The organism is Gymnodinialimonas ceratoperidinii (assembly GCF_019297855.1).
GTDB classification, from domain to species: domain Bacteria; phylum Pseudomonadota; class Alphaproteobacteria; order Rhodobacterales; family Rhodobacteraceae; genus Gymnodinialimonas; species Gymnodinialimonas ceratoperidinii.
The window spans coordinates 607,501-631,770 of record NZ_CP079194.1; the positions used below are offsets into that span (position 1 = coordinate 607,501).

The 24,270-nt window shown below is 63.8% G+C and carries 23 protein-coding genes, 1 tRNA gene and 2 rRNA genes (1 of these 26 only partly in view); 10 read left to right on the forward strand and 16 right to left on the reverse strand.

Annotated features, from left to right (window positions below; translation table 11 throughout):
• The 4 genes from KYE46_RS02970 to KYE46_RS02985 all read left to right on the forward strand — a co-directional run.
• Positions 1-642, forward strand: a 23S ribosomal RNA gene (locus KYE46_RS02970) (it extends 2,189 nt beyond the left edge of the window).
• A 118-nt stretch (positions 643-760) separates the two neighbouring features.
• Positions 761-875: ribosomal RNA gene (rrf, locus tag KYE46_RS02975) — 5S ribosomal RNA — on the forward strand.
• 83 nt (positions 876-958) lie between these two features.
• Positions 959-1,744 (forward strand): hypothetical protein, encoded by a 786-nt coding sequence (locus KYE46_RS02980; RefSeq protein WP_219003346.1) that lies wholly within the window; start codon positions 959-961, stop codon positions 1,742-1,744.
• Between the two features lie 78 nt (positions 1,745-1,822).
• Positions 1,823-1,899 (forward strand) — tRNA-Met (locus KYE46_RS02985).
• A 106-nt stretch (positions 1,900-2,005) separates the two neighbouring features.
• On the opposite strand, the gene KYE46_RS02990 is transcribed toward KYE46_RS02985, so the two are convergent.
• Positions 2,006-3,523, reverse strand: coding sequence for a catalase (locus KYE46_RS02990; protein WP_219003347.1), 1,518 nt, complete (start codon positions 3,521-3,523; stop codon positions 2,006-2,008).
• A 169-nt stretch (positions 3,524-3,692) separates the two neighbouring features.
• Here KYE46_RS02990 and KYE46_RS02995 point away from each other — a divergent pair, with 169 nt between their 5' ends.
• On the forward strand, positions 3,693-4,208 hold the full coding sequence (locus KYE46_RS02995; RefSeq protein ID WP_219003348.1) for an MgtC/SapB family protein: 516 nt from the start codon (positions 3,693-3,695) through the stop codon (positions 4,206-4,208).
• A gap of 12 nt (positions 4,209-4,220) precedes the next feature.
• On the opposite strand, the gene KYE46_RS03000 is transcribed toward KYE46_RS02995, so the two are convergent.
• From KYE46_RS03000 to KYE46_RS03010, 3 genes are read right to left on the reverse strand one after another with little or no spacing between them, the layout of a single operon-like run.
• A complete protein-coding gene (locus tag KYE46_RS03000) occupies positions 4,221-4,541 on the reverse strand; it encodes a hypothetical protein (RefSeq protein WP_219003350.1) in 321 nt (106 codons plus the stop codon).
• Positions 4,538-7,021 (reverse strand): cytochrome c oxidase subunit I, encoded by a 2,484-nt coding sequence (ctaD, locus tag KYE46_RS03005; protein ID WP_219003351.1) that lies wholly within the window; start codon positions 7,019-7,021, stop codon positions 4,538-4,540. The genes KYE46_RS03000 and ctaD overlap by 4 nt, the downstream gene beginning before the upstream one ends.
• Entirely contained in the window at positions 7,018-7,668 is a 651-nt protein-coding gene (locus KYE46_RS03010; RefSeq protein ID WP_219003352.1) for a cytochrome c oxidase subunit II, read from the reverse strand. The genes ctaD and KYE46_RS03010 overlap by 4 nt, the downstream gene beginning before the upstream one ends.
• A gap of 36 nt (positions 7,669-7,704) precedes the next feature.
• Between KYE46_RS03010 and KYE46_RS03015 the strand changes: the two genes are divergently transcribed.
• Positions 7,705-8,220: a DUF2231 domain-containing protein gene (locus KYE46_RS03015; protein WP_219003353.1), complete on the forward strand. Its 516-nt coding sequence runs from the start codon at positions 7,705-7,707 to the stop codon at positions 8,218-8,220.
• Here KYE46_RS03015 and KYE46_RS03020 read toward each other — a convergent pair.
• The 7 genes from KYE46_RS03020 to pobA all read right to left on the reverse strand — a co-directional run bounded on the left by KYE46_RS03020 (position 8,190) and on the right by pobA (position 13,389).
• Positions 8,190-8,702, reverse strand: a complete 513-nt coding sequence (locus KYE46_RS03020) for a CopD family protein (protein ID WP_219003354.1) — start codon at positions 8,700-8,702, stop codon at positions 8,190-8,192. The two genes, KYE46_RS03015 and KYE46_RS03020, sit on opposite strands and share 31 nt — an antisense overlap.
• Entirely contained in the window at positions 8,696-9,394 is a 699-nt protein-coding gene (locus KYE46_RS03025; RefSeq protein ID WP_219003355.1) for a cytochrome c oxidase assembly protein, read from the reverse strand. Before KYE46_RS03025 ends, KYE46_RS03020 begins: the two co-directional genes overlap by 7 nt.
• A 165-nt stretch (positions 9,395-9,559) precedes the next feature.
• A complete protein-coding gene (locus tag KYE46_RS03030; RefSeq protein ID WP_219003356.1) occupies positions 9,560-10,393 on the reverse strand; it encodes a 3-oxoadipate:acetyl-CoA acetyltransferase in 834 nt (277 codons plus the stop codon).
• A 70-nt stretch (positions 10,394-10,463) separates the two neighbouring features.
• Positions 10,464-11,075: a protocatechuate 3,4-dioxygenase subunit alpha gene (gene pcaG, locus KYE46_RS03035; RefSeq protein ID WP_219003357.1), complete on the reverse strand. Its 612-nt coding sequence runs from the start codon at positions 11,073-11,075 to the stop codon at positions 10,464-10,466.
• A gap of 1 nt (position 11,076) precedes the next feature.
• Positions 11,077-11,820 (reverse strand): protocatechuate 3,4-dioxygenase subunit beta, encoded by a 744-nt coding sequence (gene pcaH / locus KYE46_RS03040; RefSeq protein WP_219003358.1) that lies wholly within the window; start codon positions 11,818-11,820, stop codon positions 11,077-11,079.
• Complete coding sequence (gene pcaC / locus KYE46_RS03045; protein ID WP_219003360.1) at positions 11,817-12,197, reverse strand: 4-carboxymuconolactone decarboxylase; 381 nt, start codon at positions 12,195-12,197, stop codon at positions 11,817-11,819. Before pcaC ends, pcaH begins: the two co-directional genes overlap by 4 nt.
• Before the next feature lie 22 nt (positions 12,198-12,219).
• Entirely contained in the window at positions 12,220-13,389 is a 1,170-nt protein-coding gene (gene pobA, locus KYE46_RS03050; RefSeq protein WP_219003362.1) for a 4-hydroxybenzoate 3-monooxygenase, read from the reverse strand.
• Between the two features lie 94 nt (positions 13,390-13,483).
• On the opposite strand from pobA, the gene pcaQ reads away from it, so the two are divergent.
• Both pcaQ and KYE46_RS03060 read left to right on the forward strand, forming a co-directional pair.
• On the forward strand, positions 13,484-14,389 hold the full coding sequence (pcaQ, locus tag KYE46_RS03055) for a pca operon transcription factor PcaQ (RefSeq protein ID WP_219003364.1): 906 nt from the start codon (positions 13,484-13,486) through the stop codon (positions 14,387-14,389).
• Positions 14,390-14,626: 237 nt separating this feature from the next.
• Positions 14,627-15,829, forward strand: a complete 1,203-nt coding sequence (locus KYE46_RS03060) for an aminopeptidase P family protein (protein WP_219003366.1) — start codon at positions 14,627-14,629, stop codon at positions 15,827-15,829.
• Positions 15,830-15,875: 46 nt separating this feature from the next.
• Here the strand turns inward: KYE46_RS03060 and KYE46_RS03065 are convergent, their stop codons facing one another.
• The 5 genes from KYE46_RS03065 to KYE46_RS03085 form a co-directional block, all read right to left on the reverse strand.
• A complete protein-coding gene (locus KYE46_RS03065; protein ID WP_219003368.1) occupies positions 15,876-16,898 on the reverse strand; it encodes a GlxA family transcriptional regulator in 1,023 nt (340 codons plus the stop codon).
• 186 nt (positions 16,899-17,084) lie between these two features.
• Entirely contained in the window at positions 17,085-18,644 is a 1,560-nt protein-coding gene (locus tag KYE46_RS03070; RefSeq protein WP_219003370.1) for an ABC transporter substrate-binding protein, read from the reverse strand.
• Between the two features lie 135 nt (positions 18,645-18,779).
• A complete protein-coding gene (locus KYE46_RS03075; RefSeq protein ID WP_219003372.1) occupies positions 18,780-19,475 on the reverse strand; it encodes a GntR family transcriptional regulator in 696 nt (231 codons plus the stop codon).
• Positions 19,476-19,804: 329 nt separating this feature from the next.
• Positions 19,805-20,773: an ABC transporter ATP-binding protein gene (locus tag KYE46_RS03080; protein WP_219003373.1), complete on the reverse strand. Its 969-nt coding sequence runs from the start codon at positions 20,771-20,773 to the stop codon at positions 19,805-19,807.
• Positions 20,770-21,804, reverse strand: coding sequence for an ABC transporter ATP-binding protein (locus KYE46_RS03085; RefSeq protein WP_219003375.1), 1,035 nt, complete (start codon positions 21,802-21,804; stop codon positions 20,770-20,772). The genes KYE46_RS03080 and KYE46_RS03085 overlap by 4 nt, the downstream gene beginning before the upstream one ends.
• Before the next feature lie 373 nt (positions 21,805-22,177).
• Between KYE46_RS03085 and KYE46_RS03090 the strand changes: the two genes are divergently transcribed.
• Positions 22,178-23,152: an ABC transporter permease gene (locus tag KYE46_RS03090; protein ID WP_219003378.1), complete on the forward strand. Its 975-nt coding sequence runs from the start codon at positions 22,178-22,180 to the stop codon at positions 23,150-23,152.
• A 13-nt stretch (positions 23,153-23,165) separates the two neighbouring features.
• The gene (locus KYE46_RS03095) at positions 23,166-24,104 is read left to right on the forward strand and encodes an ABC transporter permease (protein WP_219003380.1); all 939 of its coding nucleotides are present in this window, start codon (positions 23,166-23,168) and stop codon (positions 24,102-24,104) included.
• Positions 24,105-24,270: the final 166 nt, after the last annotated feature.

Consider the following 24,270-nt stretch of genomic DNA (forward strand, 5'->3'; position numbering starts at 1 on the left):
TGACTGGGGCGGTCGCCTCCTAAAGAGTAACGGAGGCGCGCGAAGGTTGGCTCAGAGCGGTCGGAAATCGCTCGTTGAGTGCAATGGCAGAAGCCAGCCTGACTGCGAGACTGACAAGTCGAGCAGAGTCGAAAGACGGCCATAGTGATCCGGTGGTCCCGAGTGGAAGGGCCATCGCTCAACGGATAAAAGGTACGCCGGGGATAACAGGCTGATGGTGCCCAAGAGTCCATATCGACGGCACCGTTTGGCACCTCGATGTCGGCTCATCTCATCCTGGGGCTGGAGCAGGTCCCAAGGGTACGGCTGTTCGCCGTTTAAAGAGGTACGTGAGCTGGGTTTAGAACGTCGTGAGACAGTTCGGTCCCTATCTGCCGTGGGTGTAGGATACTTGAGAGGAGTTGCCCCTAGTACGAGAGGACCGGGGTGAACGATCCACTGGTGTACCAGTTGTTCCGCCAGGAGCAGTGCTGGGTAGCTATGATCGGAAAGGATAACCGCTGAAGGCATCTAAGCGGGAAGCCCCCCTCAAAACAAGGTATCCCTGAGAACCGAGGTAGACCACCTCGTCGATAGGCCAGAGATGTAAGCGTGGTAACACGCTCAGTTGACTGGTACTAATTGTTCGATAGGCTTGATTTGATCCAGTGATAGACAGGAAACTGTCCGACCTGATCTCCAAGCATCACCAACACCATAGTGTCTTAATTGGGATAGTAAGCGCCTCAAAACGCTGGCTGATGGTTTGTTTCTTTCTTGGTTTGGTGGTCATAGCGCGAGCAAAACACCCGGCTCCATTCCGAACCCGGCCGTTAAGTGCCGTTGCGCCGATGGTACTGCATCTTAAGGTGTGGGAGAGTAGGTCACCGCCAAACCTAGTAAGAAACAAACATATCTCTCTAACGATAGATCCTCCAGTTATATAGCAAGCCCCTGAGGCACCTGGAGTAGGCAACTTATGCCGCAAATTCCCGATTTTCAGTTCGATCCGCCGCAAGGTCAGCCGTTTCCGACGGTCACCCGCCGACCATTTGACGAGCCCTTGGCGGATTTCCAGGTCTTTGGGGAGAGAAATTCCGGTACCAACTTCGTCGAGCAGCTCGTCGAACGGAATTTCGACCTCGAGCGCGTCCAGCTATACGGCTGGAAGCACGGTTTCCCCGTCTCCATGGGCTACCACAGGCGCTCTCTCATCCTCTTCGTGTACCGCGATCCCATCGATTGGACCGTGAGCATGTTCAACACGCCCCATGCTCCCCACCCCGATGTGAAGCTGGACAGTTTTTCCGAGTTCATCCGCAGCGAATGGGCGATCTTCAACCGTCGCAATTCGCGCCGGGTCTGGCGACAGCGCTGGAATGCCACGAGCCGAGGTGAGCTCGACTTCATGGAGAACACCTTCGACAGACACCCCGAGACCGGAAAGCGGTTCCGCAACGTGATGGAGATGCGGCGCAGCAAACTGGTTGCGGGCCTGTCGTTCCGTAACCGGATCTGCAACCTGATAATCGCCTCCTACGAGGATATCCGCACGAACAAGGAGCCGTTCCTCGACTACCTGAGCGCCCAGTTCGACATACCGCGAAGCGATACCTTCGACCCGATCGAAGACAAGGTGAGCCCTGATGTTCGCGCGAAGAAAACCTTCAAACGCGCAGATATTTCGCCGGAAGACTTCGCCTATCTGGCCGCCGAACTGGACGCGGATGTCGAAGCACAGCTCGGTTACGCGATCACACCGTGATTTTACCAGATAGCGGCACCTTTTCCGCCCGACCCCCTTGCGACTCAGCCGCGAGAGGGATACCCACCACCCTGTTGGCGCGGGATGGAGCAGCCCGGTAGCTCGTCAGGCTCATAACCTGAAGGTCGTAGGTTCAAATCCTACTCCCGCAACCAGCGCAAAAGGCCTCCCTCGTGGGAGGTTTTTTGCGTTATTGCTTCGTTAATATAGCTCAAGCCGATGGGGACGGGACACCAAGTCCCGCCCTCTCCGTCGATCTCTTCACCCGCCGATGGATTTGGCCGATGCCATTCCCGGCGCGTCTGATTTCCCGCCCAGTTTTTCGCGGACGCCTGCTTCGATCCTGTCGCCGGTCTCCGGGTCGATGTTGCGCCAGTAGTCGAAGGCGCGTTGCAGGACCTTCTCGCTTACCCCGTCACAGAGGTGGCCGACGACGTTGTCGACCAGTCGAGAGCGGGCGGCGTCGTCCATGACGTCTCGCACCAACGCGCCGGCCTGGCTCCAGTCGTCATCATCTTCGCGGAGCGTGTAGGCTTGCCGCACCATGTCGCCGTCGGCGTGCCAGAGACCGGCTTCGGGGCCGGGTTCGGGCTGGGCTGCGGGGCCGCCGTAGGAATTCGGCGCATAGACGGGATCCGCAATCTTCTCGGTCCGGCCCGCCCCGTCCTTGGAGTAGCTGTGCACCGGGCTTTTGGCGCTGTTCACCGGGATCTGCTTGTAATTCACCCCGAGCCGGGCGCGGTGGGCGTCGGAATAGGAGAACCCGCGCGCCAGAAGCATCTTGTCCGGCGACAGGCCGATGCCCGGCACCATGTTGTTCGGCTCGAATGCGGCCTGCTCGATCTCGGTGTGGAAGTCCGTCGGGTTCCGGTCGAGGGTCAGCTTGCCGACCTCGATCAGGGGGTAGTCGTCATGCGGCCAGACCTTGGTGAGATCGAAGGGATTGATCCGATATGTCTTGGCTTCCTCATAGGGCATGATCTGCCACTTCAGGGTCCAGCTCGGATAATTGCCGTCGCTGATCGCGTTGAACAGGTCACGGCGGTGGTAGTCGCCGTCCTGACCGGCCAGCTTGTCGGCCTCGTCCTGGCTCAGATAGGCGTTGCCGTCGCCCTGATCGGTGTGGAAGTGGAACTTCACCCAGAACTTCTCGCCCCCGGCGTTGACCAGCGAGTAGGTGTGGCTGGAGTAGCCGTTCATCTCGCGCCATGTCCTCGGGATGCCCCGATCACCCATCAGGTAGGTCACCTGGTGCGCGCTCTCGGGGGAGAGGGTCCAGAAATCCCACTGCATGTCATGGTCGCGCAGGTTGTTGTCGGCGCGGCGCTTCTGGCTGCGGATGAAGTGCTGGAACTTCATCGGATCGCGCACGAAGAAGATCGGCGTGTTGTTTCCGACCATGTCGAAGTTGCCGTCCTCGGTGTACATCTTGATGGAGAAGCCGCGCGGGTCGCGCCAGGTGTCGGGGCTGCCGCGCTCTCCGGCGACGGTCGAGAACCGCATCACCACGTCGCAGCTTGCGCCGGGCTGGAAGATCTTCGCCTTGGTGTATCGCGACACGTCCTGTGTCGTCTCGAACCGCCCGAAGGCGCCGGAGCCCTTCGCGTGCGGCTGCCGCTCGGGGATCCGCTCGCGGTTGAAATTCGCCATCTGTTCAAGGAGATAGTGATCGTTCAATACGATCGGCCCATCGGGGCCAACCGTGAGGGAATGCTCATCGCTGCGGACCCGGATGCCCGCGTCGGTCGTGGTCGGGGGAACGTCTTTCTTATCGGCCATGATTGCCTCTCCTGTGGGGTGTATGGGTATAACCGAACCCGTCTGCGGAAGTTCCTCTGGCAGCGGGGCGATGCGACTTGAATGAGAGGCCGGAACGCTTCACCAATTCCGGTGTTGATTAATCAAGCGGCTGCCGGCGGTCGCGAACACGGGAGCTGCGGGACATTCGATGTGGGAAGCACTGCTGACTGAATTCACCTTATCGGCGAGCTTGCCGATCTCGGTTATCGTGGTCCGGACCTTGGCGACCGTTGCATTCTGCGGGCTGGTCGGATTGGAGCGGGAGTCCTCGCGCCGTGCCGCCGGGCTGCGGACGCATATGCTCATCGGCCTCGCGGCTTGCATCTACTGCCTTCTGACGCTGACGCTGATCTACCGCGCCGATGAATTCGGCGACACCGTCCAGATGGATCCTCTCAGGCTCATCGAAGCGGTCACCGGCGGCGTGGCGTTCCTCGCGGCCGGGCTGATCGTGTTCTCCCAAGGCAAGGTGCGCGGCCTGACCACGGGGGCGAGCATGTGGGTCGCCGCCGCCATCGGCGTCGCCTGCGGTCTTGGTGAATGGGTCATCGCGGCCACGACCACGGTGCTGACCCTGACGATCATCGCCCTGATCCGGCAGGTGGAAAAGCAGGTCGGCACCTACGAGCAAGACGGCAACTACGAAGAAGATGACGTCAAATAACGCCCGCCAAAGTCACCCGCAGATCGACAGAAGTGCTACCGGGAAGAGCGACCAGATCGTCGCGACCAACCCGGTCCAGCCCGTGGCACGGCTGACGAACCCGACGAAGCGTGAACCGACGGCGGCCCGTGTCCGGCAAAGCCAGGCCAGAACCCCACATTGGAGCGCGATCGCAAGCCCATAGGCCGCGATCAATATCACGCGCGGCAGCGGCAGGCCGGCAATGCTCCCTGTCACGTCATGCCCGCAAAGCAGGCCCTGAAGCCCGTAAACGGCGCTGAAAGCCGCAAGCCACAGCAGCGGCGCGAGCATGATGCGCACCACGTCCCTCATGGCGAGAGCCCGGACAGATGAGCCGCCAGAAGGACGATGCTGCCGGTAAATCCGGCGTAATCGGTCCAGAGGCAGGTGATGGAGAACACCGACCGGCGTGTGCGGGAGGTGAAGCCGCGACGGACCTGCGCGGCCGTGAAGACCACCATCAGCGCGGCGAGCGCGGCGTGAAACAGCCCGTATCCCCCAAGCACCAGCAACGTGGCGCCATAGGCGTGCTCGGTCGGCGCGGGGGCGCGCAGCATCAGGGACGCGCAGCCGTAGGCGAGGGCGAGCGTCCCCGCGAGCGCCAGCGCCAGCCCCATCGACGGAGCCGCGCCCCTTCGGTTCTGCCGCATGGCGAGGCGCATGCCCAGAGAGCCTGCTGCGACCCCGACAAGGCCAAGGATCAACGCGCCCCAGGACGGTGTGAGCCATTCCGGCGGCGGCCACCCGGGCGCGACGGTCCAGAGGAAGGCGAAGCCGAACAGCAGCGAGCCGAAGAAGGTCGCATTCGCCGTCAGCAGGAAGGCGCTGCCCCACCACCCCGGTCCGCGCTCCACGGCGGCCGCGTGTGGCACCTCCAATCCGCAGCCGATCGGTTGCGGCACCGGGTCTTCCTGCATGCCCAGGCCCCAGACCCATCGCCATGCGAGCGCCGCGACGCCGACCAGCGCGAGCGGCACGGTCCAGTAGAATTTCAGCAGGAGCGAGAGGAAGAACAGCCCCGTTATCGCCGCCATCACGATCGGCAGCCGGGTGTTGGCCGGATAGACCACGAGCATCTCGGGGCGACCGCTGGCGATATCGACCGTCAGCGTCTCGCGCCGGCCATCTCGGGGCGTGCCGAGGTAGCCGCCGCCGGTCGCCAGATGCAGCGGCAGGCCCGGATCATTCTCCAGCGGAGCGCGGCTGGTGACATGGGGCAGGCTCGCGAAGTTGTAGGCCGGGGCAGGGGTCATCATCGCCCATTCCAGCGACGGCGCCTTCCATGGATTGCGGCGCCCCCGCCCCGCGCTGAGCGCATGGAGCAGCACATCCAGCAGGATCATCGCGATCCCGAAGGCGAGGATGAAGCTTCCCACCGAGGAGATCAGGTTGATCGCGGTCCAGCCGTCCTCGGGGGTGTAGGTTGAAATGCGCCGCCGTTGTCCGAGAAGGCCGACCCAATGCATCGCAAGGAAGGTGACGTGAAAGCCCACGAAAACCAGCGCGAAGGCGATCTCGCCCAGGCGGAAGAAGCGCCGCCGCCCGGTGAAATGCGGCAGCCAGTAGTAGATGCCCGCAAAGATCGGGAAGACGAAGCCGCCAAACAGCACGTAATGCAGATGCGCGGTGATGAAGGCGGTGTCATGGGCCTGCCAGTCGAAGGGCACAACCGCGACCATGACGCCCGTCAGCCCGCCGATGACGAAGGTCACAAAGAAGCCGAGGATATGCAGCATCGGCAGATGCAGCTCGGGGCGGCCTCTCCACATCGTCCCGATCCAGGCGAATATCTGCACCCCGGTCGGCACCGCCACGAGGGTGGAGGCCGCCGAGAAGAACGCGAGGCCCATGTGCGGAATGCCCGTGGTGAACATGTGGTGCACCCAGAGGCCGAAGGACAGGAACGCCAGCGCAACCGCCGCAGCGACGATCCAGCCGTAACCAAGGAGTGTCGTACGACACATCACCGGCAGCACGGTTGAGATCACGCCCGCCGCCGGAAGGAAGATGATGTAGACCTCGGGATGGCCGAACAGCCAGAAAAGATGCTGCCACAAAAGGCTGTCTCCGCCCATGTCTGCTTGGAAAAACGGCAGGCCGAAGGCGCGCTCCACCTCGAGCAGGACGGAGCCGAGGATCAGGGGCGGGAAGCCTGTCAGGATCATCAGCGCTGTAATCAGGGCGTACCAGCCGAAGATCGGCATCTTGTCGAGCGACATACCCGGCGCGCGGTATTTCAGGATCGAGACGGTGATCTCGACGGCGGCGGCGATGGCCGAGATCTCCACGAAAGTGATGCCGATGAGCCAGAAATCGGTGTTGATGCCGGGCGAATGGATCGCGTCGCTCAGCGGCGGATACATGAACCAGCCGCTGTCAGGCGCGATGCCGAAAAGCATCGACACGAGCAGCATGGTGCCGCCGAAAGCATAGCACCAGTAGCCGTAGGCGGTGAGCCTCGGGAATGCGAGATCGCGGGTGCCGAGGATTTTCGGCAGCAGGTAGATCGCCAGACCCTCGAAGGTGGGAATGGCGAAGAGGAACATCATCACCACGCCGTGCATGGTGAAGATCTGGTTGTAGATCTCAGGGCCCGCGAAGGCGGAATGAGGCGTCGCCAGCTGGGCGCGGATCAGCATTGCGAGCAGGCCGCCGACGAGGAAGAAGAAGAACGCCGTGACAAGGAACATGCGCCCCAGATCGTTGTGGTTCACGGTCGAGAACCAGCCGCGAAAGCCCGGCTCCGACGCCCAGATCGCGCTCAGCCTGCGGTGCCGTTCCAGCGCGTTCATGGCGTCTCTCCCTGCAGGAAGGCGGCCCAATCATCGGGGGAATGGGCGATGACCTCGAAGGTGAAATCGTCGTAGCCGGCGCCGCTGAACTCGGCGCTGACACCGGCATAGGTGCCGGGGCTGTCGGCCTCGAGCCTCAGGACATTGGTGTGGCCGGGGATCGCGTCCAGCTTGCCTGCCAGACGCGGCACCCAGAAGCTGTGGATCACGTCGGCGGTCGTGATGGCCACATCGATGGGCTGCCCCGCCGGAATATGCAGGACGTTCTCGGTCACGATGTCCGGCGCGGCGTCGTAGGTGAAGGTCCAGCGCCAGCGCTCGGCCTGCGCGCTGACCCGCAGGGTGTCGGCACCGTCGCGCGGGAACAGGCTCTCTCCCACGACCAGCCCGTAGGCCAGCAATGCCGCGAGCACCGCCATCGGGAAGCTCAGGCCGAGGCCGATGATCCAGAGCCTCTCTTGCCGCGGCCTCTCTCCTGCCTTGTGCGCGCGCCGGAACGGCAGGGCCACCAGCGTCAGCACCAGCAGGAAGATCAGCCCCGCGCCCGAGAGCATCACCCACCAGAGCGTCGCGATCCGCCGCGCCGCCGGCCCTGCCGGGTCGACAGTTGAAAGCAGGCCCTCGCAGCCTGTAAGCAGGACGAGCATCAAGGCAGTCAGGGCGAACCGCGGGAGGGCGACGAGATGACGGCGGAGGACACCAGCGACGAGGCGGAAGACCTGATCGACCCGATCAGCGAGTTGCCCGGCTTCGATGAAACGGAATCGCGCATCGCCGTCCATGGCCACCCGATCCACGCGATGAGCGTGGCCTTCCCCGTGGCGCTGACCTTCTGCGTGCTGGGGGCCGATGCGCTCTACTGGTGGACGGGCGACAGTTTCTGGGCGCGGGCCGCGCTCTGGGCGGCGGGCACCGGGTTCCTGTTCGGCATGTTGGCCGGCGTCTCGGGCACGGCCGAGTTGTTGCTGGTCCCCGGTATCCGCTCCCGCGCGCCCGCCTGGACCCACTTCATCATCGCGGTCACGCTGCTGTCGCTTCTGGGTGCCAACTGGGGCTACCGGCTCTATGGCTACGAGACGGCGGTGCTGCCCTACGGCATCCTGCTCTCCGGGCTCTGCGTCGTGGTGGTGGGGTTCACGGGTTGGCATGGCGGCAAGCTCGTCTTCGACTATCGGCTGGGTACGTCGAAAGGGAGCTGACCCCCTCGCGGCGCCAGAAGCCAATCGGGCATGACGATCCAGTCCAGCGCGGGCTTGCCGAGAACGAGGGTCAGGATCACCACCATCGGAATGAGCGCGGCCATGGCCGGCAGGTAGGGCCGGGGCGGGGTGTGGTACTCGGGGTCTTCGGCGGTCTTCGCGATGATGTGCCCGACCCAGACATGGGCTGCGACCAGCAACGCCACGAAAAACAGCTTGGCGAAAAGCCACGGCACGAAGGCCTCGCGCAGGAAGATCAGCCATGTGCCTGCGATCACCGCTACCACGGCGGCGGGCGTGGCCCAGAGCGTATAGGTCAGATGCGTGGCGCGCCGGATCATCCGGTAGTCATCCGCCAGAACGTCCGGCGCGTGCCGGGAAAGCATCATCGGCAGGGCCAGCAACCCGCCGCACCACAGGATCAGGGCGGCGATATGGATGATCTTCAGGATCGGGATGAGCGCGAAAAGCCAGTCTAGCACGGCGCACCATCCACCATCCGCCGCCAATTGCGCCGCGTGAGCACTGCGGCGATCACGGCATAGGGCAGGCCCGCGGGCACCCACATGATCAGACCGCCCAACTGTTGATCACGCAGGGGCGTCAGGCCCCAGTCCAGCGGGGCCGCGCCATGGGCCGCGTAGAGCGCGGAGGGCGCGAAGGTCAGCACCGCGCCCAACATCCCCATCAGCGCGAAGCTGGCGACAATGTAGACGATCTGCTCCACCGGCGCGTCCCGAGCCCCAAGGACCGCGCGCCAGAACCAGAGCGCGCTGCCCAGAAGGCTGAGTTGCATCAGCCAATAGACCGCGACGTTCGACAGGGCGAGGTCATAGGCGGCCGGATGGTGCCACCCCCAGAGGATCACGTTCGCCAGCGCGAAAGGCAGGGCCACGCCCCCCGTGAAGCGCGGCAGGGCAGCCGCAAGCAGCGGGGCCGCGACGGCGACGAGCAGCACATGGTGCACGACCCGCGCCGAGAATAGCGCCGAGGAAAGCGCGCAGAGCGGAGAGACGAAGGCCACCACAAGCACCGCGACGCCGACAAGGCCGGGCGGGCTGCGGCGCAGGACTACCGTGAGGATCAGGAGCGCGCCCAGAAGCAGCGGATCAAGATTCCAGCTTGCCCAGATCTCTTGAGGCAGGGGAGGCGGTCCGCAGTAGATTTCGTCCATTCAACGTGCTCCCCATGCGCGCCCATCCTCTCTGCGTCATTCCAACGCGAGATAAAACAGCTCGGCGTGAGTCAGGCTCGGTTCGGCGCGACTTCTCCTACAATTTCATACATATCCGGCCCGCCCCTCGCAACGGAGCTGGCAAAGCCCGCGGCGGCGCCGGGATCAGGCAGCCTGCCGCAACCCGAGGATTTCGCGCGCCTGCGCGACGGTTGCGACCGGGCGCTCGTACTTGTCGCAGAGGTCGACGGCCCGTTGCACGAGGGCCGCATTCGAGGGCGCCAGCGTGTTGCGGTCGAGCCGGATATTATCCTCCAACCCCGCGCGCGTATGGCCCCCGCGCGAGATCGACCATTCGTTGACCGTCAATTGTGCAGGGCCGATGCCCGCAGCACACCATTGCGCGTCCGGCGCGAGGCGGTTCAGTGTTTCGATGTAGAAATCGAAGATGCGCTCGTCGGCGGGCATGGCGTTTTTCACGCCCATCACGAACTGCACGTAGAGCGGCCCCTTCAGCCGCCCATCCGCCTGCATCCGCGTGGCGTGCACGATGTGGCTGAGGTCGAAGGCCTCGATCTCGGGTTTCACATCATGGGTGATCATCTCGGACGCCAGCCAATCGACCAGCGCGGGCGGGTTCTCGTAGACGCGGGTGGGGAAGTTGTTGGAGCCGACAGAGAGCGAGGCCATGTCGGGCCGCAGCGACAGCATGCCGCCCCGTTCCTCTCCCGCGCCCGAACGGCCACCGGTGGAGAGCTGCACGATCATGCCGGGGCAATGGGCCTCGATCCCCTCTTTCAGGCGCGCGAAACGCTCCGGGTCCGAGGTCGGTTTGCCCGCGTCGTCTCGTACGTGGCAATGGGCGATGCTGGCACCCGCCTCGAAGGCGGCATGGGTGCTTTCGATCTGCTCGCTGATGGTGACGGGCACCGCCGGGTTATCGGCCTGGGTCGGCACGGAGCCGGTGATCGCGACACAGATGATGCAGGGGTTGGTCATGGGTACCTCGTAGGTGACGCCCTTCAGCCTAGCGGACGAAGGGCGGCGACGCGATGGCGTTCTGGCGCGCTCAGATGTCGAAGAAGATCGTTTCTTGCGGGCCTTGCAGGTGAATGTCGAAGCGGTAGACGCCGTCGCCTTCAGGCTTCGCGAGCAGGGTGGGAATGCGGTTCTGATGCTCGATCCGCGTCAGGATCGGATCGGCGGCATTGGCCTCTGCCTCGTCCTCGAAATAGAGCCGCGTGTGCAGCCCGATGTTGATGCCGCGCGCCACGACCCAGACGGTGATGTGAGGCGCCTGCATCCGGCCATCGGGGAAGGGCACGGCGCCGGGCTTGACCGTCTCGAAGGTGAACTCGCCGGTCTCCATGTCCCCCGGAGACCGACCCCACCCGGTGAAGTTCGGGTCCGCCTCGCCACGGGTCTCGTTGGCCGAGGCGAAGAGGCCGGCGGCATCCGGTTGCCAGATCTCGATCATCGCGTCCCGGAGCGCCATGCCCATGCCGTCATAGACGGTGCCCTTGATAGTGATCTCGGTGCCCTTGACGGGTCCGGTCTTCAACGCGGTGCCAAGGTCGCCGCCGTAGATATCGATCCCGGCGAAGTTCGGGGTGCAGCCGATGTGGACATAGGGGCCTGCCGTCTGGCTTGGCGTTTCCTTCAGGTAATCAAGTCGCTGCATCTCAGAGCCCCTCCTTCCGGTTCTCGAAATATGTCTGGCGCCGGCCACGCAGCACCATGTCGAAACGATAGGCGCGGCTGTCCATCGGCACCGTCCGCTTCATGTCGAGAAGCGCGGTCAGGGCATCCACGGCCTCCTGCGATTTCACCGCACCGAGGATCGGGCAGAGTTTGATGTGGGGATCGCCCTCGAAATACATCTGGGTGATCAGGCGCTGAGCAAAGCCGTGGCCGAAGATCGAGAAATGGATATGCGCCGGACGCCAGTCGTTCAGGCCGTTGGGCCAGGGGTACGGGCCGGGCATGATGGTGCGCAGCTCGTAAGAGCCGTCCTCGCCGGTGATCGTCCGCCCACAGCCGCCGAAATTCGGGTCCAGCGCGGCGAGGTAGCCTTCCTTCTTGTGGCGATAGCGTCCGCCTGCGTTGGCTTGCCAGAACTCCAGCAATGCGCCGGGAACGCCGCGGCCGAATTCGTCCAGCACCCGGCCGTGGAGGATGATCCGCGGCCCGATCGCGCTTTCGCCGGGCTGGGCGTAATTGTGGATCAGGTCGTTGTCGAGCGGGCCGAGCATGTCCTGCCCGAAGACCGGCGACGTCTCCTCGCTGAGCGTGGTTGGAAACGACAGGAGCGCCGCCTGAGGGCTGCGCTTCACGCTGGTCTTGTAGGCGGGCGTCAGGGCATCGGGCTGCCAATCGCGGTCGCGCGGAATGAAACCGCCCTGTTGCGGCGGGGTGCTGCGGCTCATAGGTCGACTCCCATCTCGGCGTAGGTCTGCTTGGCAAGCTTGATCGCGTGGTTGGCCTTGGGCACGCCCGCGTAGACGGCGACATGCATGAAGGCCTGCAACACGTCCTGCGGGCTGGCGCCGGTGTTGGCGGTGGCGCGGATATGCATGGGGATTTCCTCGAAATTACCGGTCGCGGCGAGCAGGCTGAGCGTCAGCATGGAGCGTTCCCGATGCGAGATCGTGTCATCCGCCCAGACCGTACCCCAGGCACCCTCGGTGATCATTTGCTGGAACGGCGCGTCGAAATCACTCTTGCCGGCCTCCGCGCGGTCGACATGGGCGTCGCCCAGAACCCGGCGGCGGGTCGCCATTCCCTGCGTGTGACGCTCAGACATGAAACTTCCTTCTTGTATAATATCAGTAGGGCAGGCCGACGTAATTTTCAGCCATGGATTTCTGCGCCGCCTCGTTGCCGCGCAGGAACTCGATCTCGGCCTGCTGCATCTTCAGGTCAAACGGCGACTGGTCGGGATAGGTGTGCATCAGGGACGAGAACCACCAGCTGAAGCGTTCGGCCTTCCAGACCCGCGCGAGCGCCTTGGCGGAATAGCTGTCGATGCCTGCGGTGCTGTCATTCTCGTAGAAATCGCGCAGCCCGTTGTAGAGGTAGTGCACATCCGAGGCGGCGGTATTCAGGCCCTTGGCACCGGTCGGCGGCACGATATGGGCCGCGTCACCGCAGAGGAACAGGCGCCCCCACCGCATCGGCTCGGTCACAAAAGAGCGCAGCGGGGCGATGGATTTCTCGATGCTCGGCCCGGTCACCAGCTTGTCGGCAACCTCGGCGGGAATGCGGCGCTTCAGCTCGTCCCAGAAGGCCGCGTCGGTCCAGTCCTCGGGGCTGTCGGAGAGCGGGCACTGGATGTAGTAGCGGCTGAGGTTTTCGTTGCGCATCGAGCAGAGCGCGAAGCCGCGGGGCGAATTGGCGTAGATCAGCTCGTGGTTGACCGGCGGCGTCTCGGACAGGATGCCGAGCCAGCCGAAGGGATAGACCTTCTCGTATTCGCGGCGCACGTCGAGCGGGATCGTCTGCCGGCTGACCCCATGGAACCCGTCGCAGCCGGCCACGAAATCGCAGTCGATCTGCCGCGCCTCGCCGTCCACCTTGTAGGTCACGCGCGGCGCGTCGCTGTCGGCGCCCTCGATGACGACATTCTCGACGTTGAACTCGATCTGCCCCCCGGCCTTTTCGCGGGCGGCGTAAAGATCCTGCGTCACTTCGGTCTGGCCATAGACGATGACGGGCGTGCCGGTATGCTTGCGGAAATCTACGCGGAACATCTCGTCCCCGTAGGAGACGAGCGTGCCGTCATGGGCAAACCCCTCGCGGTGCAGACGCTCGGCGCAACCGGCCTCTTCCAGCAGCGAGACGAGGCCCTGTTCCAGAACCCCTGCGCGGATGCGACCGAGGACGTACTCCTTGGTCTTGCGCTCCAGCACGATGCTCTCGATGCCGCGCGTGTAGAGAAGCTGCGCCAGCAGAAGCCCCGAAGGCCCGCCGCCGATGATGGCAACCTGCGTTTTCATGTCTGCCTCCCTCTCTTGCGCGCAAGCTTCTCATGTTGAGACCCGTAATAAAAATGAAGTAATGAGGAATTTGATTGCCCGAAATGGAAACAATATGGACCGACGTATCAAGTTCCGTCACCTCGACGCCTTCAGCGCCATCGCGCGGGAGCGCAGCTTCAAGGTCGCCGCGGCGCAACTGAACCTGACGCAGCCCGCCATCTCCAAGACCCTCAAGGAGCTGGAGTCGATCCTTGGCGTCGTCGTGATGGAGCGCAGCCGTTCCGGCGTGTCCCTGACCCCGGAGGGAGAGATCTTTCTCCAGTTCGCCGAACAGAGCACGGCGGCCCTGCGCCACGGCTTGCGCAGCATCCGCGCCACCGGCAGCGCGGCGGGCAAATTGAAGGTCGGCACCCTGCCAAGCGTCGCCTCCAGCCTCCTGCCCCGCGCCGCGCAGGAGTTCACCCGCGACAATCCCGATACGCTGCTGGAGGTCCACGAAGGGCCGCACCATGACCTGACGGCGCGGCTCCGATCGGGCGGGCTCGATCTTGTCGTGGGGCGATTGGGCCGGCACGAGACCATGGATGGGCTGGCCTTCCAGCAGCTCTATTCCGAGGAGGTGATCATCGTGGCGCGGCCCGGCAGCCCGGCCCTCGAGGTGCGTGATTTCGAAGGGTTGCGCGCCTTCCGCGTGCTCTATCCCCCGAGGGATTCCGCTATCCGTCCGCTCGTTGCGCGAATGCTGATTTCCGAAGGGGTGCCGCTTTACCACAACCGGATCGAGACGACCTCGCCCGCCTTCGGGCGCGCCGTGGTCTGCGACGACGAAAACGCGGTCTGGATCATCAGCCGGGGTGTCGTGGTAGGCGACCTGAACGCGGGCCGTCTGGAGAAATTGAACCTCGACATGAGCCGAACCGCCGGCGCCGTCGGGATCATGACCCGCGCGGGAGAGATCCCCACCCCGGCCGCCCGCGCCTTCGTGCGGGTGCTCTCGGCCCTGCCGCCTCCGGCCTGAACGGATACCCTGAAAGCACGCGTCGCGTTTCGCCCGTGCGATGACGGAAAGGGGCTGGCCCGACTCGCGAATTTCGTCCAAGAAAGCCACACGGGCCGGCGATGGCGTCGCCAGCACAAAGTGCACGTCCGTTTTCACCATCCTGAACGCCGGGATCTTGCTTTGTCGTTCGTGCGATGGAGGGGGATCACGACCCCTGTCCTCAGACCGCTCGGACGCTTGTTGGGAGTTGGTTTGATGGAACGTCCACAACACTACCGTTTTCACCAGGGTGAAAAGACCCTGCCGTTCGAGGATGCCGAATACGAAGGGCGTCTGGCGAAGCTGCGCGCCCATATGGCCGGCGAGGGCATCGACGCCTGCGTGCTGACCTCCATGCACAACGTCGCCTACTACTCGGGCTTTCTCTATTGCTCCTTCGGGCGGCCCTACGCCCAAGTCGTCACCGCGACCGAGACCGTGACCTTCAGCGCCGGCATCGACGCGGCGCAGCCCTGGCGGCGCGGCTACGGCGACAACATCACCTACACCGACTGGCAGCGGAACAACTACTGGCGCGCGATCCTCTCGGTCACCGGCTCGGGCAAGGTCATCGGCTTCGAGGGCGATCACCTGTCGATCACCCAGATGGCGCTCTTGAACGAATTCCTCAGCCCCTCCGCCACGAAGGACATCGCCCCGGCCACCATGCGCCTGCGGATGCACAAGTCCGAGGCCGAGATCGCGCTGATCCGCGCCGGGGCCAACACCGCCGACGTGGGCGGCTACGCCATTCGTGATGCGATCCGCGTCGGCGCGCGCGAGGTGGACATCGCCATGGCCGGCCGCGACGCGATGGAGCTGGAGATCGCCCGCCGCTTCCCCGACAGCGAGATCCGCGACAGCTGGGTCTGGTTCCAGTCCGGCATCAACACCGACGGCGCCCACAACCCCGTCACCACCCGCAAGCTGGAGTGCGGCGATATCCTCTCGCTCAACACCTTCCCGATGATCTCGGGCTACTACACGGCGTTAGAACGCACGCTATTCGTGGAGGAGGTCGACGACGCGAGCCTGAAAATCTGGGAAGCCAACGTCGGCGCGCACGAGCTCGGGATCAGCCTGCTCAAGCCCGGCGCCACCTGTGCCGAGATCACCCACAAGATCAACGGCTTCTTCGCCGACCGCGACCTGCTGCAATACCGCACCTTCGGCTATGGCCACTCCTTCGGCGTCCTGTCCCACTACTACGGGCGCGAGGCGGGGCTGGAACTGCGCGAGGATATCGACACGGTGCTGGAACCCGGCATGGTGATCTCGATGGAGCCGATGCTCACCATCCCCGAGGGCCAGCCCGGCGCCGGTGGCTACCGCGAGCACGACATCCTCGTCATCACCGAGGACGGCAACGAGAACATCACCGGTTTCCCCTACGGCCCCGAGCATAACGTCGTAGGCTGACAAAAAGGTGGCTGACGGCAATCATCGCCGTCAGCCGCTCCCCATGCTACCGGCCCTTGCGCGTGCCATAGGGCGTCTGCCCGTAGCGCGCCTTGTATTGCCGCGAAAAGACCAGCGCCGAGCTGAAGCCCGTGGCGGCCGCAATCTCGTTGATGCTGCGATCGGTCTCCACCAGCAGTGACCGCCCCCGCTCCAGCCGGATGTTGGTGTAGGTCTTGGCCGGGCTTTCGCCGAGGTATTTGCGGAAATGACGCTCCAATTGGCGGCGCGACACATTGGCCGAAGCGGCCAGCTCGCTCAACGTCAGCGGTTCCTCGATGTTGAGGTACATCTGCTGGATCACCCCCACCAGTTTCGGATTGCGCGACGCGACCGCCGTGGCGATGGAGGAGCGTTGCGGGCGGTCCCCGCTCAGGTCAGGGTCGTTCAGGCACATGTCGGCCACGAGGATCGCGAAATCCTCGCCGTAGTCGCGGGTGATCTGGGCCAGCATCATCTCGGTCGCAGCCGAGCCGCCACCGCAGGTCAGCAGGTCACCATCCTCCTCGAACCGGTTCTTCGTGGGCTCCAGCTCCGGGAAGCTCTCGATGAAGCCGGGCTGGTTTTCCCAGTGCAGCGTGAAGGTCCGCCCGGAAAGAAGCCCCGCGCGCGCCAGCGTCGCGGCGCCGGTGCAAATGCCGCCGTGCCGCGCGCCGAACCGCGCGCGCTTGCGGATGATCGCAAGGGTGCGGTCGCTGGCGGCATCGGTCCAGTTGTTGCCTGAGCAGACGAACAGGGGCAGCGTGTCCGAGACATCGGCCAATGTGCCGTGGACGCCCACCGGCAAGGCCGAGGAGGAGGCGACCGGCGCGCCGTCTTCCGAGACAACATGCCAACCATAGAGCGGCTTCTGGGCGAGTTGATTGGCGATCCGCAGCGGATCAATGGCCGAGCTGAAGGCCAGTAGCGTGAATTGACGCAACAGAAGGAAGCCGAACCAGCGCGTCGGATGAGGCTCCTTGATGGCACTGGCAAATGCGCCCGCAGGGATCACCGCGCCATCGCCCGAAGGGGTATCCCGCAGGCTCATGGCGCGGCCTCGCCGAGAGCCGTACCAACGGTCAAGCCGCGCACAGTATTGCCCCATCGGTTGTCGAGTGTCGCTGTCATCCCCGGACAATCCTATCCCGCGGGACGTTCCGCAAGGTGACACACGAAAAGAGGCGCCAGATCTTTCGATCCAGCGCCTCCGGTCACTCAGGAGAGAGCGTTTCGCTTAGCTGTCAGCCAATGTCGCGTTGAAAAGGTAGACCTTCTCGTCGGGACGCGGATCCCAGTCGACGCGGTTGCTCACGCCGTAGAAGTCCGGCTGGAAGTAGAGGTGCAGCCAGGGGCCGTCGTCGTAGAAGACCTGCAGCATCTCGTCGATGATCTCGCGCTGCTCTTCCTCGGACTCCGCGTTGCGGATGTCTTCCCAACGGTCGAACCAGCGGGGGTCATCCCAATGGGTGTAGTTGGTGCCCGAGTCGACCGCCGCGAGGTCGGTCATGTCGTAGAGCGGGCTCCACAGTGCGCCACCGGAACCGATGAAGTACAGCGGACCTGCGTTACGCTCACGGATGATCGGGATGTAGACGCTGGACCATTCCATGATCTGCAGATCGACATCCAGACCCACGTCACCCAACATCTGGGCGATGGCCTGCACGACGTTGGCATCGTTCAGGTAGCGGCCCTGACCAGCCTGGAAGGCGATGGAGAAGCGGGTGCCATCGTCGCCACGGGGCCAACCGGCCTCGTCCAGCAGGCGCTCGGCTTCTTCCGGATCGTAGGGATAGGGCTCGAGGTCCTGGTTCGCGTTGGGCGGGTTCACGATGCCGGTCATCCGCTCACACTCGAAGTTCAACAGCTGCGAGCAGATCGCCGGAACGTTGATCGCGTACTGAAGCGCACGGCGCACGGCGGGATCCTGAATCGCGTCACCGCCGGGCTGTTCGGCCATGGCGTCGGACAGGTTGAAGCCCACGTACATGCGGCGCGTACCCTGGATCGGGGTCACTTCGGCAACGCCGGAGTTGTTGATCACGTCCATCTGGTCGGGCGCCACGTTGGTGATGATGTCGACGTTGCCGGCCATCAGTTCCGCCGCGCGGGTGGAGGCTTCGGGGATGATCCGCCAGATGATGCGCTCGAAGCCCACGTCGGCTCCTTCCACGGCTTCCATCACGACTTCAGAGCCACGACGCCATTCGACCAGTTCGTAGGCGCCGGACCCAACGGGGTTGCTGGCCGCCTCGTCGAGGGTCATCGCCTCGTAGCTGTCCTTGCAGTGGATGAAGACCTCGGCGATCAGGCCGAACGCGATCGGGTTCGGTGCCCCAAGGTTGATCTGCACGCGTAGGTCATCCAGCGCTTCGGCGCTCTGGAAATCGATCGAGCTGAAGACGAAGCCGGGCGTGTTGCCGGTGAAGGCGTTTTCCGGATCGGCGGCGCGGTTGAACGAATAGGCGGCATCCTCGGCGGTGAGAGGCTCACCATCGTGGCAGGTCAGACCCTCGTTCAGGGTGTAGACATAGGCCATGCCGTCCTCGGAGATCTCGAGGTTGTTGGCCAGGTCGGGCTGCGCCTGACCTTCGCCGTCCATCGTGAACAGCGTTCCGAAGATGTGACGGGCAATGTTGGAGTTGTCCCGCGACGAAATCGGGGCCGGGTCGAGCGTGGTGATATCCGCGCTCAGACCGACAACAATCGTGTTCTCGTCGGGCGCGGCGTGGGCCCCCGCCACAAGGGCAAGGCTTGCAGCACCTGCGGCAAGCATCGTGTGTAGTCTTGGCATTCGCTTTCCTTTCACCTGTTGGGTGGTCTTCTTTGGACTGTGTTCTTTATTGTCGCGTCGTCTTTTCAGTCCGGGTTGTCGCAACCCCGAAGGCATCCATGCGGCGGCAGGCGCGTTATGTCTGGTCTTCGGCGGTCACAATGCTTCGACAATGGACGCCGGATCAAAGGCGGCCAGAATGCGGGTGTGGTCAGAGATCAGCTCGATCGCGCGGGCCGCGTCGCCATCGGCGAGGGCCTGAACGATCGGCGGGTGGTTGCTGGCAACTTCGAGGAGGTTGCGTTCGTCACGGTTGCGCAGCGCCATGATCTGGTGAATGCGCAGGTAAAGGTTCTTCCACGACGCCAGCAGAAGGTCATGGTCGGCCAAACGGATCAGCGCGTGGTGGAACGCCTCGTCGGCAGCCACGAGGGCGGGGAAGTCATCGGCTTCAGCGGCCGCGATCATCTGGTCGCAATGGGTGCGCAGATCGTCGAGCGGTGCGCCGATCTCGAGGATGCGGGTCACGGCCATGACCTCGAAAGCCTCACGCAGGCTGTAGGTCTCTTCCACCTCGCGGGCGGTCAGCGGCTTCACGCGCTTGCCCTTGTAGGCGATGGTCTCGACCAACCCGTCGTTCTCGAGGATCTGGATCGCCTCGCGGATCGGCGCGCGCGAGACGTTCATCTGCTCGGCCAGCGCCGTTTCGACCAGCCCGGTCCCCGGCTTGAGCCGCCCGTCCAGAATCGCGTTGCGGAGCCGGTCGGCCACCTGCACGCGCAGCGGCACGTTCTCGATCGGCTGCATGTCGGGGGGGAGGGGATCGGCGAAGGCCGACTTCACGTTCTTCATTGGAAAATTCCTTTGTTGCATACGCGCTGTGACCGCCGGGACTGTCGGATAGGCTGATCGCCCCAGACATGCCCTGCAGGAAATTGGCGATACTTAAAGGAAGGTAGGTGGGGTGTCGCAAGATTAAACGGCATTGCCAGCGTCGATTGCATACAACCCGTGACAATTCGGGTGTCTGTAGCGTGTCGCCTGCAAGTTGTGTGTTGTCGACAATCCATAAGTGGACAATGCGGCAGCGTTTGGCGACTTGTCAAGGATTCATGCCATTCCATGCGGGGTTCGTGAAATCGCGCCGGAAAAAGTGGCAATCACCTCTCCGGCGCGGGGTCTCAGGTCGTGTGAATACAGGCACTTGCGTGCCCTTCGCCCACCGGAACCAGAGGCGGCACCACCTTGGCGCATTCCGGAGTGGCCAGAGGGCAGCGGGTGCGGAATACGCAACCGCTCGGCGGATTGATCGGGCTGGGGATGTCACCCTTCAGAATCACCCGGTCGCGCCGTTTGCCGGGCGTCGGGACTGGCACCGCCGAGAGCAGCGCCTGCGTGTAGGGGTGGTTCGGCCGTGCATAAAGATCCGCGACCGAGGCGATCTCCATCACCCGGCCAAGGTACATGACGATGACCCGGTCGCAGATATGTTCCACGACGCCCAGATCGTGGGCAATGAAGAGCATCGTCAGGTTCAGGTCGGTCTTCAGGTCTTCCAGCAGGTTGATCACCTGCGCCTGGATCGACACGTCGAGCGCCGAGACGGGTTCATCCGCCACGATGAAGTCCGGCTCCACCGCGAGCGCGCGGGCGATGCCGATGCGCTGACGCTGACCGCCGGAGAATTCATGGGGGAAGCGATCCAGATGATCGCGCGACAGCCCGACCTTCTCCAGCAGCGCGGTAGCCCGATCCTCATGGTCCGAGGCCGAGCCGATGCGATGCAGCCGCAGGGGATGCGTCAGGATCTCGCGCACCTTGGAGCGCGGATTGAGGCTCGCGTAGGGGTCCTGAAAGATGATCTGCATCTTCTTGCGATAGGCCCGCATGTCGCGGCCGTTCAGCCCCATGACGTCGACGCCATTGAACTTCACGTTCCCGCTCGTGGCCTCTTCCAGCCGCAGCAGCGTCCGGCCCACGGTGGTCTTGCCCGAGCCGCTCTCGCCCACCAGCCCCACGACCTCGCCGGGGTTGATCGAGAACGAGATGTCATCGACCGCTTTCACGTTGTTCACCACGCGCTGCAGGACGCCGCCGTGGATCGGGAAATATTTGTGCAGGTTTTCGACTTGAAGCAGCGGGGTCGTCATGATGCCTGCCTTTCGCTGAGATTGAGCTCCTGCCACCGGACGCAGCGGATGAGGTGACCGTCTGCGGCGACTTCCAGCGGCGGCTCCGCGGCGGTGCAACGCTCGGTCGCGAAGGCGCAACGGGGGTGGAAGCGGCAGCCTTGCGGCAGATTGGTGAGCGCGGGAACGGTGCCGGGGATCGCCTCCAGCCGGGTCTTGTTGATCGACGAGCCGAGCCGCGGGATCGAGTTCATCAACCCGGCCGTGTAGGGCATCCGCGGGTTCGCGAAGATATCCTCCACCGAGGCCGTTTCGACCACCTGCGCCGCGTACATCACCACGACGCGGTCGGCGACTTCGGCCACCACGCCGAGGTCGTGGGTGATGAAGATGATCGCCATGCCGAGCTTCTTCTGGAGGTCTTCCATCAGCTCCAGCATCTGCGCCTGAATCGTCACGTCGAGCGCGGTCGTCGGCTCGTCCGCGATCAGGATGCGCGGCTCGCAGGCCAGTGCCATGGCGATCATCGCCCGCTGCCGCATCCCGCCCGACATCTCGTGCGGATAGTTGTCGACCCGGCGCGTGGGCTCGGGAATGCCGACGAGGTCCAGCATCTCGATCGCCCGCGCCCGCGCCTTGGCGGCGGAGAGCTTCTCATGGCGGATCACCATCTCAGAGATCTGCTGGCCGATGGTATGCACCGGATTGAGGCTCGTCATCGGCTCCTGGAAGATCATGCCGATCTCCTTGCCGCGAATGTCGCGCATCTCCGCGTCGCTCAGGTCGGTGATCTCACGACCGTGCAGCTTGATGCTGCCGCCGGAAATGCGGCCCACGTCCTTGGGCAGCAGGCCCATGATCGACAGGCTCGTCACCGATTTGCCCGACCCGCTTTCACCGACAATCGCCAGCGTTTCCCCGGCGTGGACATCGAAACTGACGCCATCCACGGCGCAGACCGACAGCGATTTGCTCAGGTCGAAGGTCGTCTGCAGATCGCGCACCTGCAACAGCGGCGTGCCTGCGGGCGGGGCGGTATCGTCATGCAACATGGCTGTAGCTTCCGTTCTTGCGGTGCGCACAGACGACGCGGGAAATCACCCGCGGTCCGGTGCGCTTCGTCGTTTTTTTCATCACCGGTGCCCCTTCGTTAAGCGCGTCTTTCACGGTGGCGCTTTGTCATTCGTTTCCCGATTTGCGCGCTTGACGCTTCGATATCTGCGTGCTTTGATTGTTCTACTGTCGACAATCTATAATCCACTTTGGGAGAACATTGAAATGATTGTCAAGCTTCCCGACCCGGCGATCTTGCGAAAGCTGAAGTTCGCTTCGGAGTCGACAACACGTGTGTCGTTGCGATGAACGATTGGGCACTGATTGTATCTGAGCGCGCTGACGTGGCCGTAATAACAGGAGCGCGTTAACGTGTGGACCTTTCTTGTAAGACGCTTGCTGCAAAGCGTTATCGTATTGATCGGCGTGACGCTGATCAGCTTCGTGTCGCTCCAGATCGGCGGCGACCCGACCTATTTGTACGTATCCGAGAACGCGAGCGTCGAGGAAATCGAAGCCGCGCGGATCGCACTGGGATTCGACCGGCCGCTGCATGTTCAGTACCTCAGCTACATCTGGAACGTGCTGCAGGGTGATTTCGGCAATTCGCTCAGCTACCGCCAACCCGCCATGGGCGTGGTGCTGGAGGCGATGCCCGCCACGATCGAGCTGACGATCTTCTCCCTCGTGCTGGCCATCGGCCTCTCGATTCCTCTGGGCATCTACGCCGCGCTCAACCGCGGCAAGCCGGTGGACGGCGGCATCATGACCGTCGCCATGCTGGGCCAGTCGATCCCGAACTTCTGGATGGGCATCATGATGTTCCTCTACTTCGGGCTCTACCTCGGCTGGTTCCCGATCTCGGGCCACGTGCCGTTTCTCGAACCGCTCTTTGCGGGCAACTTCGGCGAGGCGTTCCGCAACCTGCCGGGCTCCCTCCATCACATGGTGATGCCGGCCTTGGCAGTGGGGACCTACACGCTCGCCCGCAACGCGCGACTGGTGCGTTCGTCGATGTTGGAGGTGTTGCAACAGGATTACGTCCGCACCGCCCGGTCCAAGGGCATCTCCGAGAATCGCGTGGTCATGCACCACGCCATGCGCAACGCATGGTTGCCGGTCGTCACCATGATCGGCCTCGAATTCGGCTTCCTTCTGGGCGGCGTCGTCGTGGTCGAGACGGTCTTCTCCTATCCCGGCATCGGTCGCCTCGTGTTCCTCGCGATCAACCAGCGCGACATTCCCGTCGTGCAGGCCTCGGTGATCCTGCTGGCCGTGCTGTTCATTCTACTCAATCTGATCGTCGATCTGATCTACGCGCGACTTGATCCGCGCGTGAAGCTATAGGGGCGCCTGACACATGGCTGACACCACTCCACCACCCACCGCGTCCTCGACGCAGGCGATCAGCGGCATGGCGAGTTCCTACCGCCGCAAGGAGCTGCGCCGCGCGTTCCAGAGCATGCTCACCAGCCGCTGGGCGCTTGTCGGGATGTTCATCCTGCTGGTCGTGACCTTCATCGCGATCTTCGGGCCGTGGCTCGCGCCGTTCGACCCGAACCGGCAGAACATCATGATGCGCCTGCTGGAGCCGGGCTCGGCCGGGGCGGGCGACCTGACCTATTGGTTGGGTTCCGACCAGCTCGGGCGCGACGTGTTCTCGCGCCTGCTCTACGGCGCGCGGGTCTCGCTGCTCGTCGGGGTCGCGGCCATCGTGGTCGGCGGCGCGCTCGGCACCATCGCGGGGCTCGTTTCGGGCTATTATGGCGGCTGGATCGACGACGTGATCATGCGTCTGGGCGATATCCAGCTGGCGTTTCCCTTCATCCTGCTGGCGATCATGTTCCTTGTCGTTCTGGGGCCGGGGTTGATGAACATCATCCTCGTTCTCGGGATCGGGCAATGGATCACCTACGCGCGAATCGTTCGGGCGCAGACCCTCAGCCTGCGTGAGAAGGAATACGTCGAGGCCGCCCGCGCCATGGGCGACAGCACCTTCTCGATCCTGTTCAAGACGATCCTGCCCAACATCATCGCCCCGCTGACCGTCATCGCCTCGTTCAACGTGGCCGGCGTGATCCTGTCGGAAGCGGCGCTGTCCTTCCTCGGCCTCGGCGTTCCGCCCGAGGTGCCGACCTGGGGCAGCATGTTGTCGGAAAGCCGTGACCATCTGTTGTCGAACAAATGGTGGATGGCGGTCTTCCCCGGCCTCGCCATCGTGCTGACGGTGCTGGCCTTCAACATCATCGGCGACTGGCTGCGAGACTTCCTCGACCCGCGCCTGAAGGAAAACGGCTGACGCGTCAGCCCAACGAACCCCTGACCTGGCCCCGACCTCCCGTAGGTCGGGGTTTTTTTGTGCTTGGGACAGGACACAGGAGAAACGGCGGGGGCCGGCGCAGCTCAGGCTGATTCCCAGACGCAGCTCACGCGCCTGCGGCTCTCTGGTGCGGTATGTTATGTTT

Coding starts and splice junctions, on each gene's coding strand:
- KYE46_RS02980 (WP_219003346.1), top strand. CDS start 959: ATGCCGCAAATTCCCGATTTTCAGTTCGATCCGCCGCAAGGTCAGCCG.
- KYE46_RS02990 (WP_219003347.1), bottom strand. CDS start 3,523: ATGGCCGATAAGAAAGACGTTCCCCCGACCACGACCGACGCGGGCATC.
- KYE46_RS02995 (WP_219003348.1), top strand. CDS start 3,693: ATGTGGGAAGCACTGCTGACTGAATTCACCTTATCGGCGAGCTTGCCG.
- KYE46_RS03000 (WP_219003350.1), bottom strand. CDS start 4,541: ATGAGGGACGTGGTGCGCATCATGCTCGCGCCGCTGCTGTGGCTTGCG.
- ctaD (WP_219003351.1), bottom strand. CDS start 7,021: ATGAACGCGCTGGAACGGCACCGCAGGCTGAGCGCGATCTGGGCGTCG.
- KYE46_RS03010 (WP_219003352.1), bottom strand. CDS start 7,668: ATGCTCGTCCTGCTTACAGGCTGCGAGGGCCTGCTTTCAACTGTCGAC.
- KYE46_RS03015 (WP_219003353.1), top strand. CDS start 7,705: ATGACGGCGGAGGACACCAGCGACGAGGCGGAAGACCTGATCGACCCG.
- KYE46_RS03025 (WP_219003355.1), bottom strand. CDS start 9,394: ATGGACGAAATCTACTGCGGACCGCCTCCCCTGCCTCAAGAGATCTGG.
- KYE46_RS03030 (WP_219003356.1), bottom strand. CDS start 10,393: ATGACCAACCCCTGCATCATCTGTGTCGCGATCACCGGCTCCGTGCCG.
- pcaG (WP_219003357.1), bottom strand. CDS start 11,075: ATGCAGCGACTTGATTACCTGAAGGAAACGCCAAGCCAGACGGCAGGC.
- pcaH (WP_219003358.1), bottom strand. CDS start 11,820: ATGAGCCGCAGCACCCCGCCGCAACAGGGCGGTTTCATTCCGCGCGAC.
- pcaC (WP_219003360.1), bottom strand. CDS start 12,197: ATGTCTGAGCGTCACACGCAGGGAATGGCGACCCGCCGCCGGGTTCTG.
- pobA (WP_219003362.1), bottom strand. CDS start 13,389: ATGAAAACGCAGGTTGCCATCATCGGCGGCGGGCCTTCGGGGCTTCTG.
- pcaQ (WP_219003364.1), top strand. CDS start 13,484: ATGGACCGACGTATCAAGTTCCGTCACCTCGACGCCTTCAGCGCCATC.
- KYE46_RS03060 (WP_219003366.1), top strand. CDS start 14,627: ATGGAACGTCCACAACACTACCGTTTTCACCAGGGTGAAAAGACCCTG.
- KYE46_RS03065 (WP_219003368.1), bottom strand. CDS start 16,898: ATGAGCCTGCGGGATACCCCTTCGGGCGATGGCGCGGTGATCCCTGCG.
- KYE46_RS03070 (WP_219003370.1), bottom strand. CDS start 18,644: ATGCCAAGACTACACACGATGCTTGCCGCAGGTGCTGCAAGCCTTGCC.
- KYE46_RS03075 (WP_219003372.1), bottom strand. CDS start 19,475: ATGAAGAACGTGAAGTCGGCCTTCGCCGATCCCCTCCCCCCCGACATG.
- KYE46_RS03080 (WP_219003373.1), bottom strand. CDS start 20,773: ATGACGACCCCGCTGCTTCAAGTCGAAAACCTGCACAAATATTTCCCG.
- KYE46_RS03085 (WP_219003375.1), bottom strand. CDS start 21,804: ATGTTGCATGACGATACCGCCCCGCCCGCAGGCACGCCGCTGTTGCAG.
- KYE46_RS03095 (WP_219003380.1), top strand. CDS start 23,166: ATGGCTGACACCACTCCACCACCCACCGCGTCCTCGACGCAGGCGATC.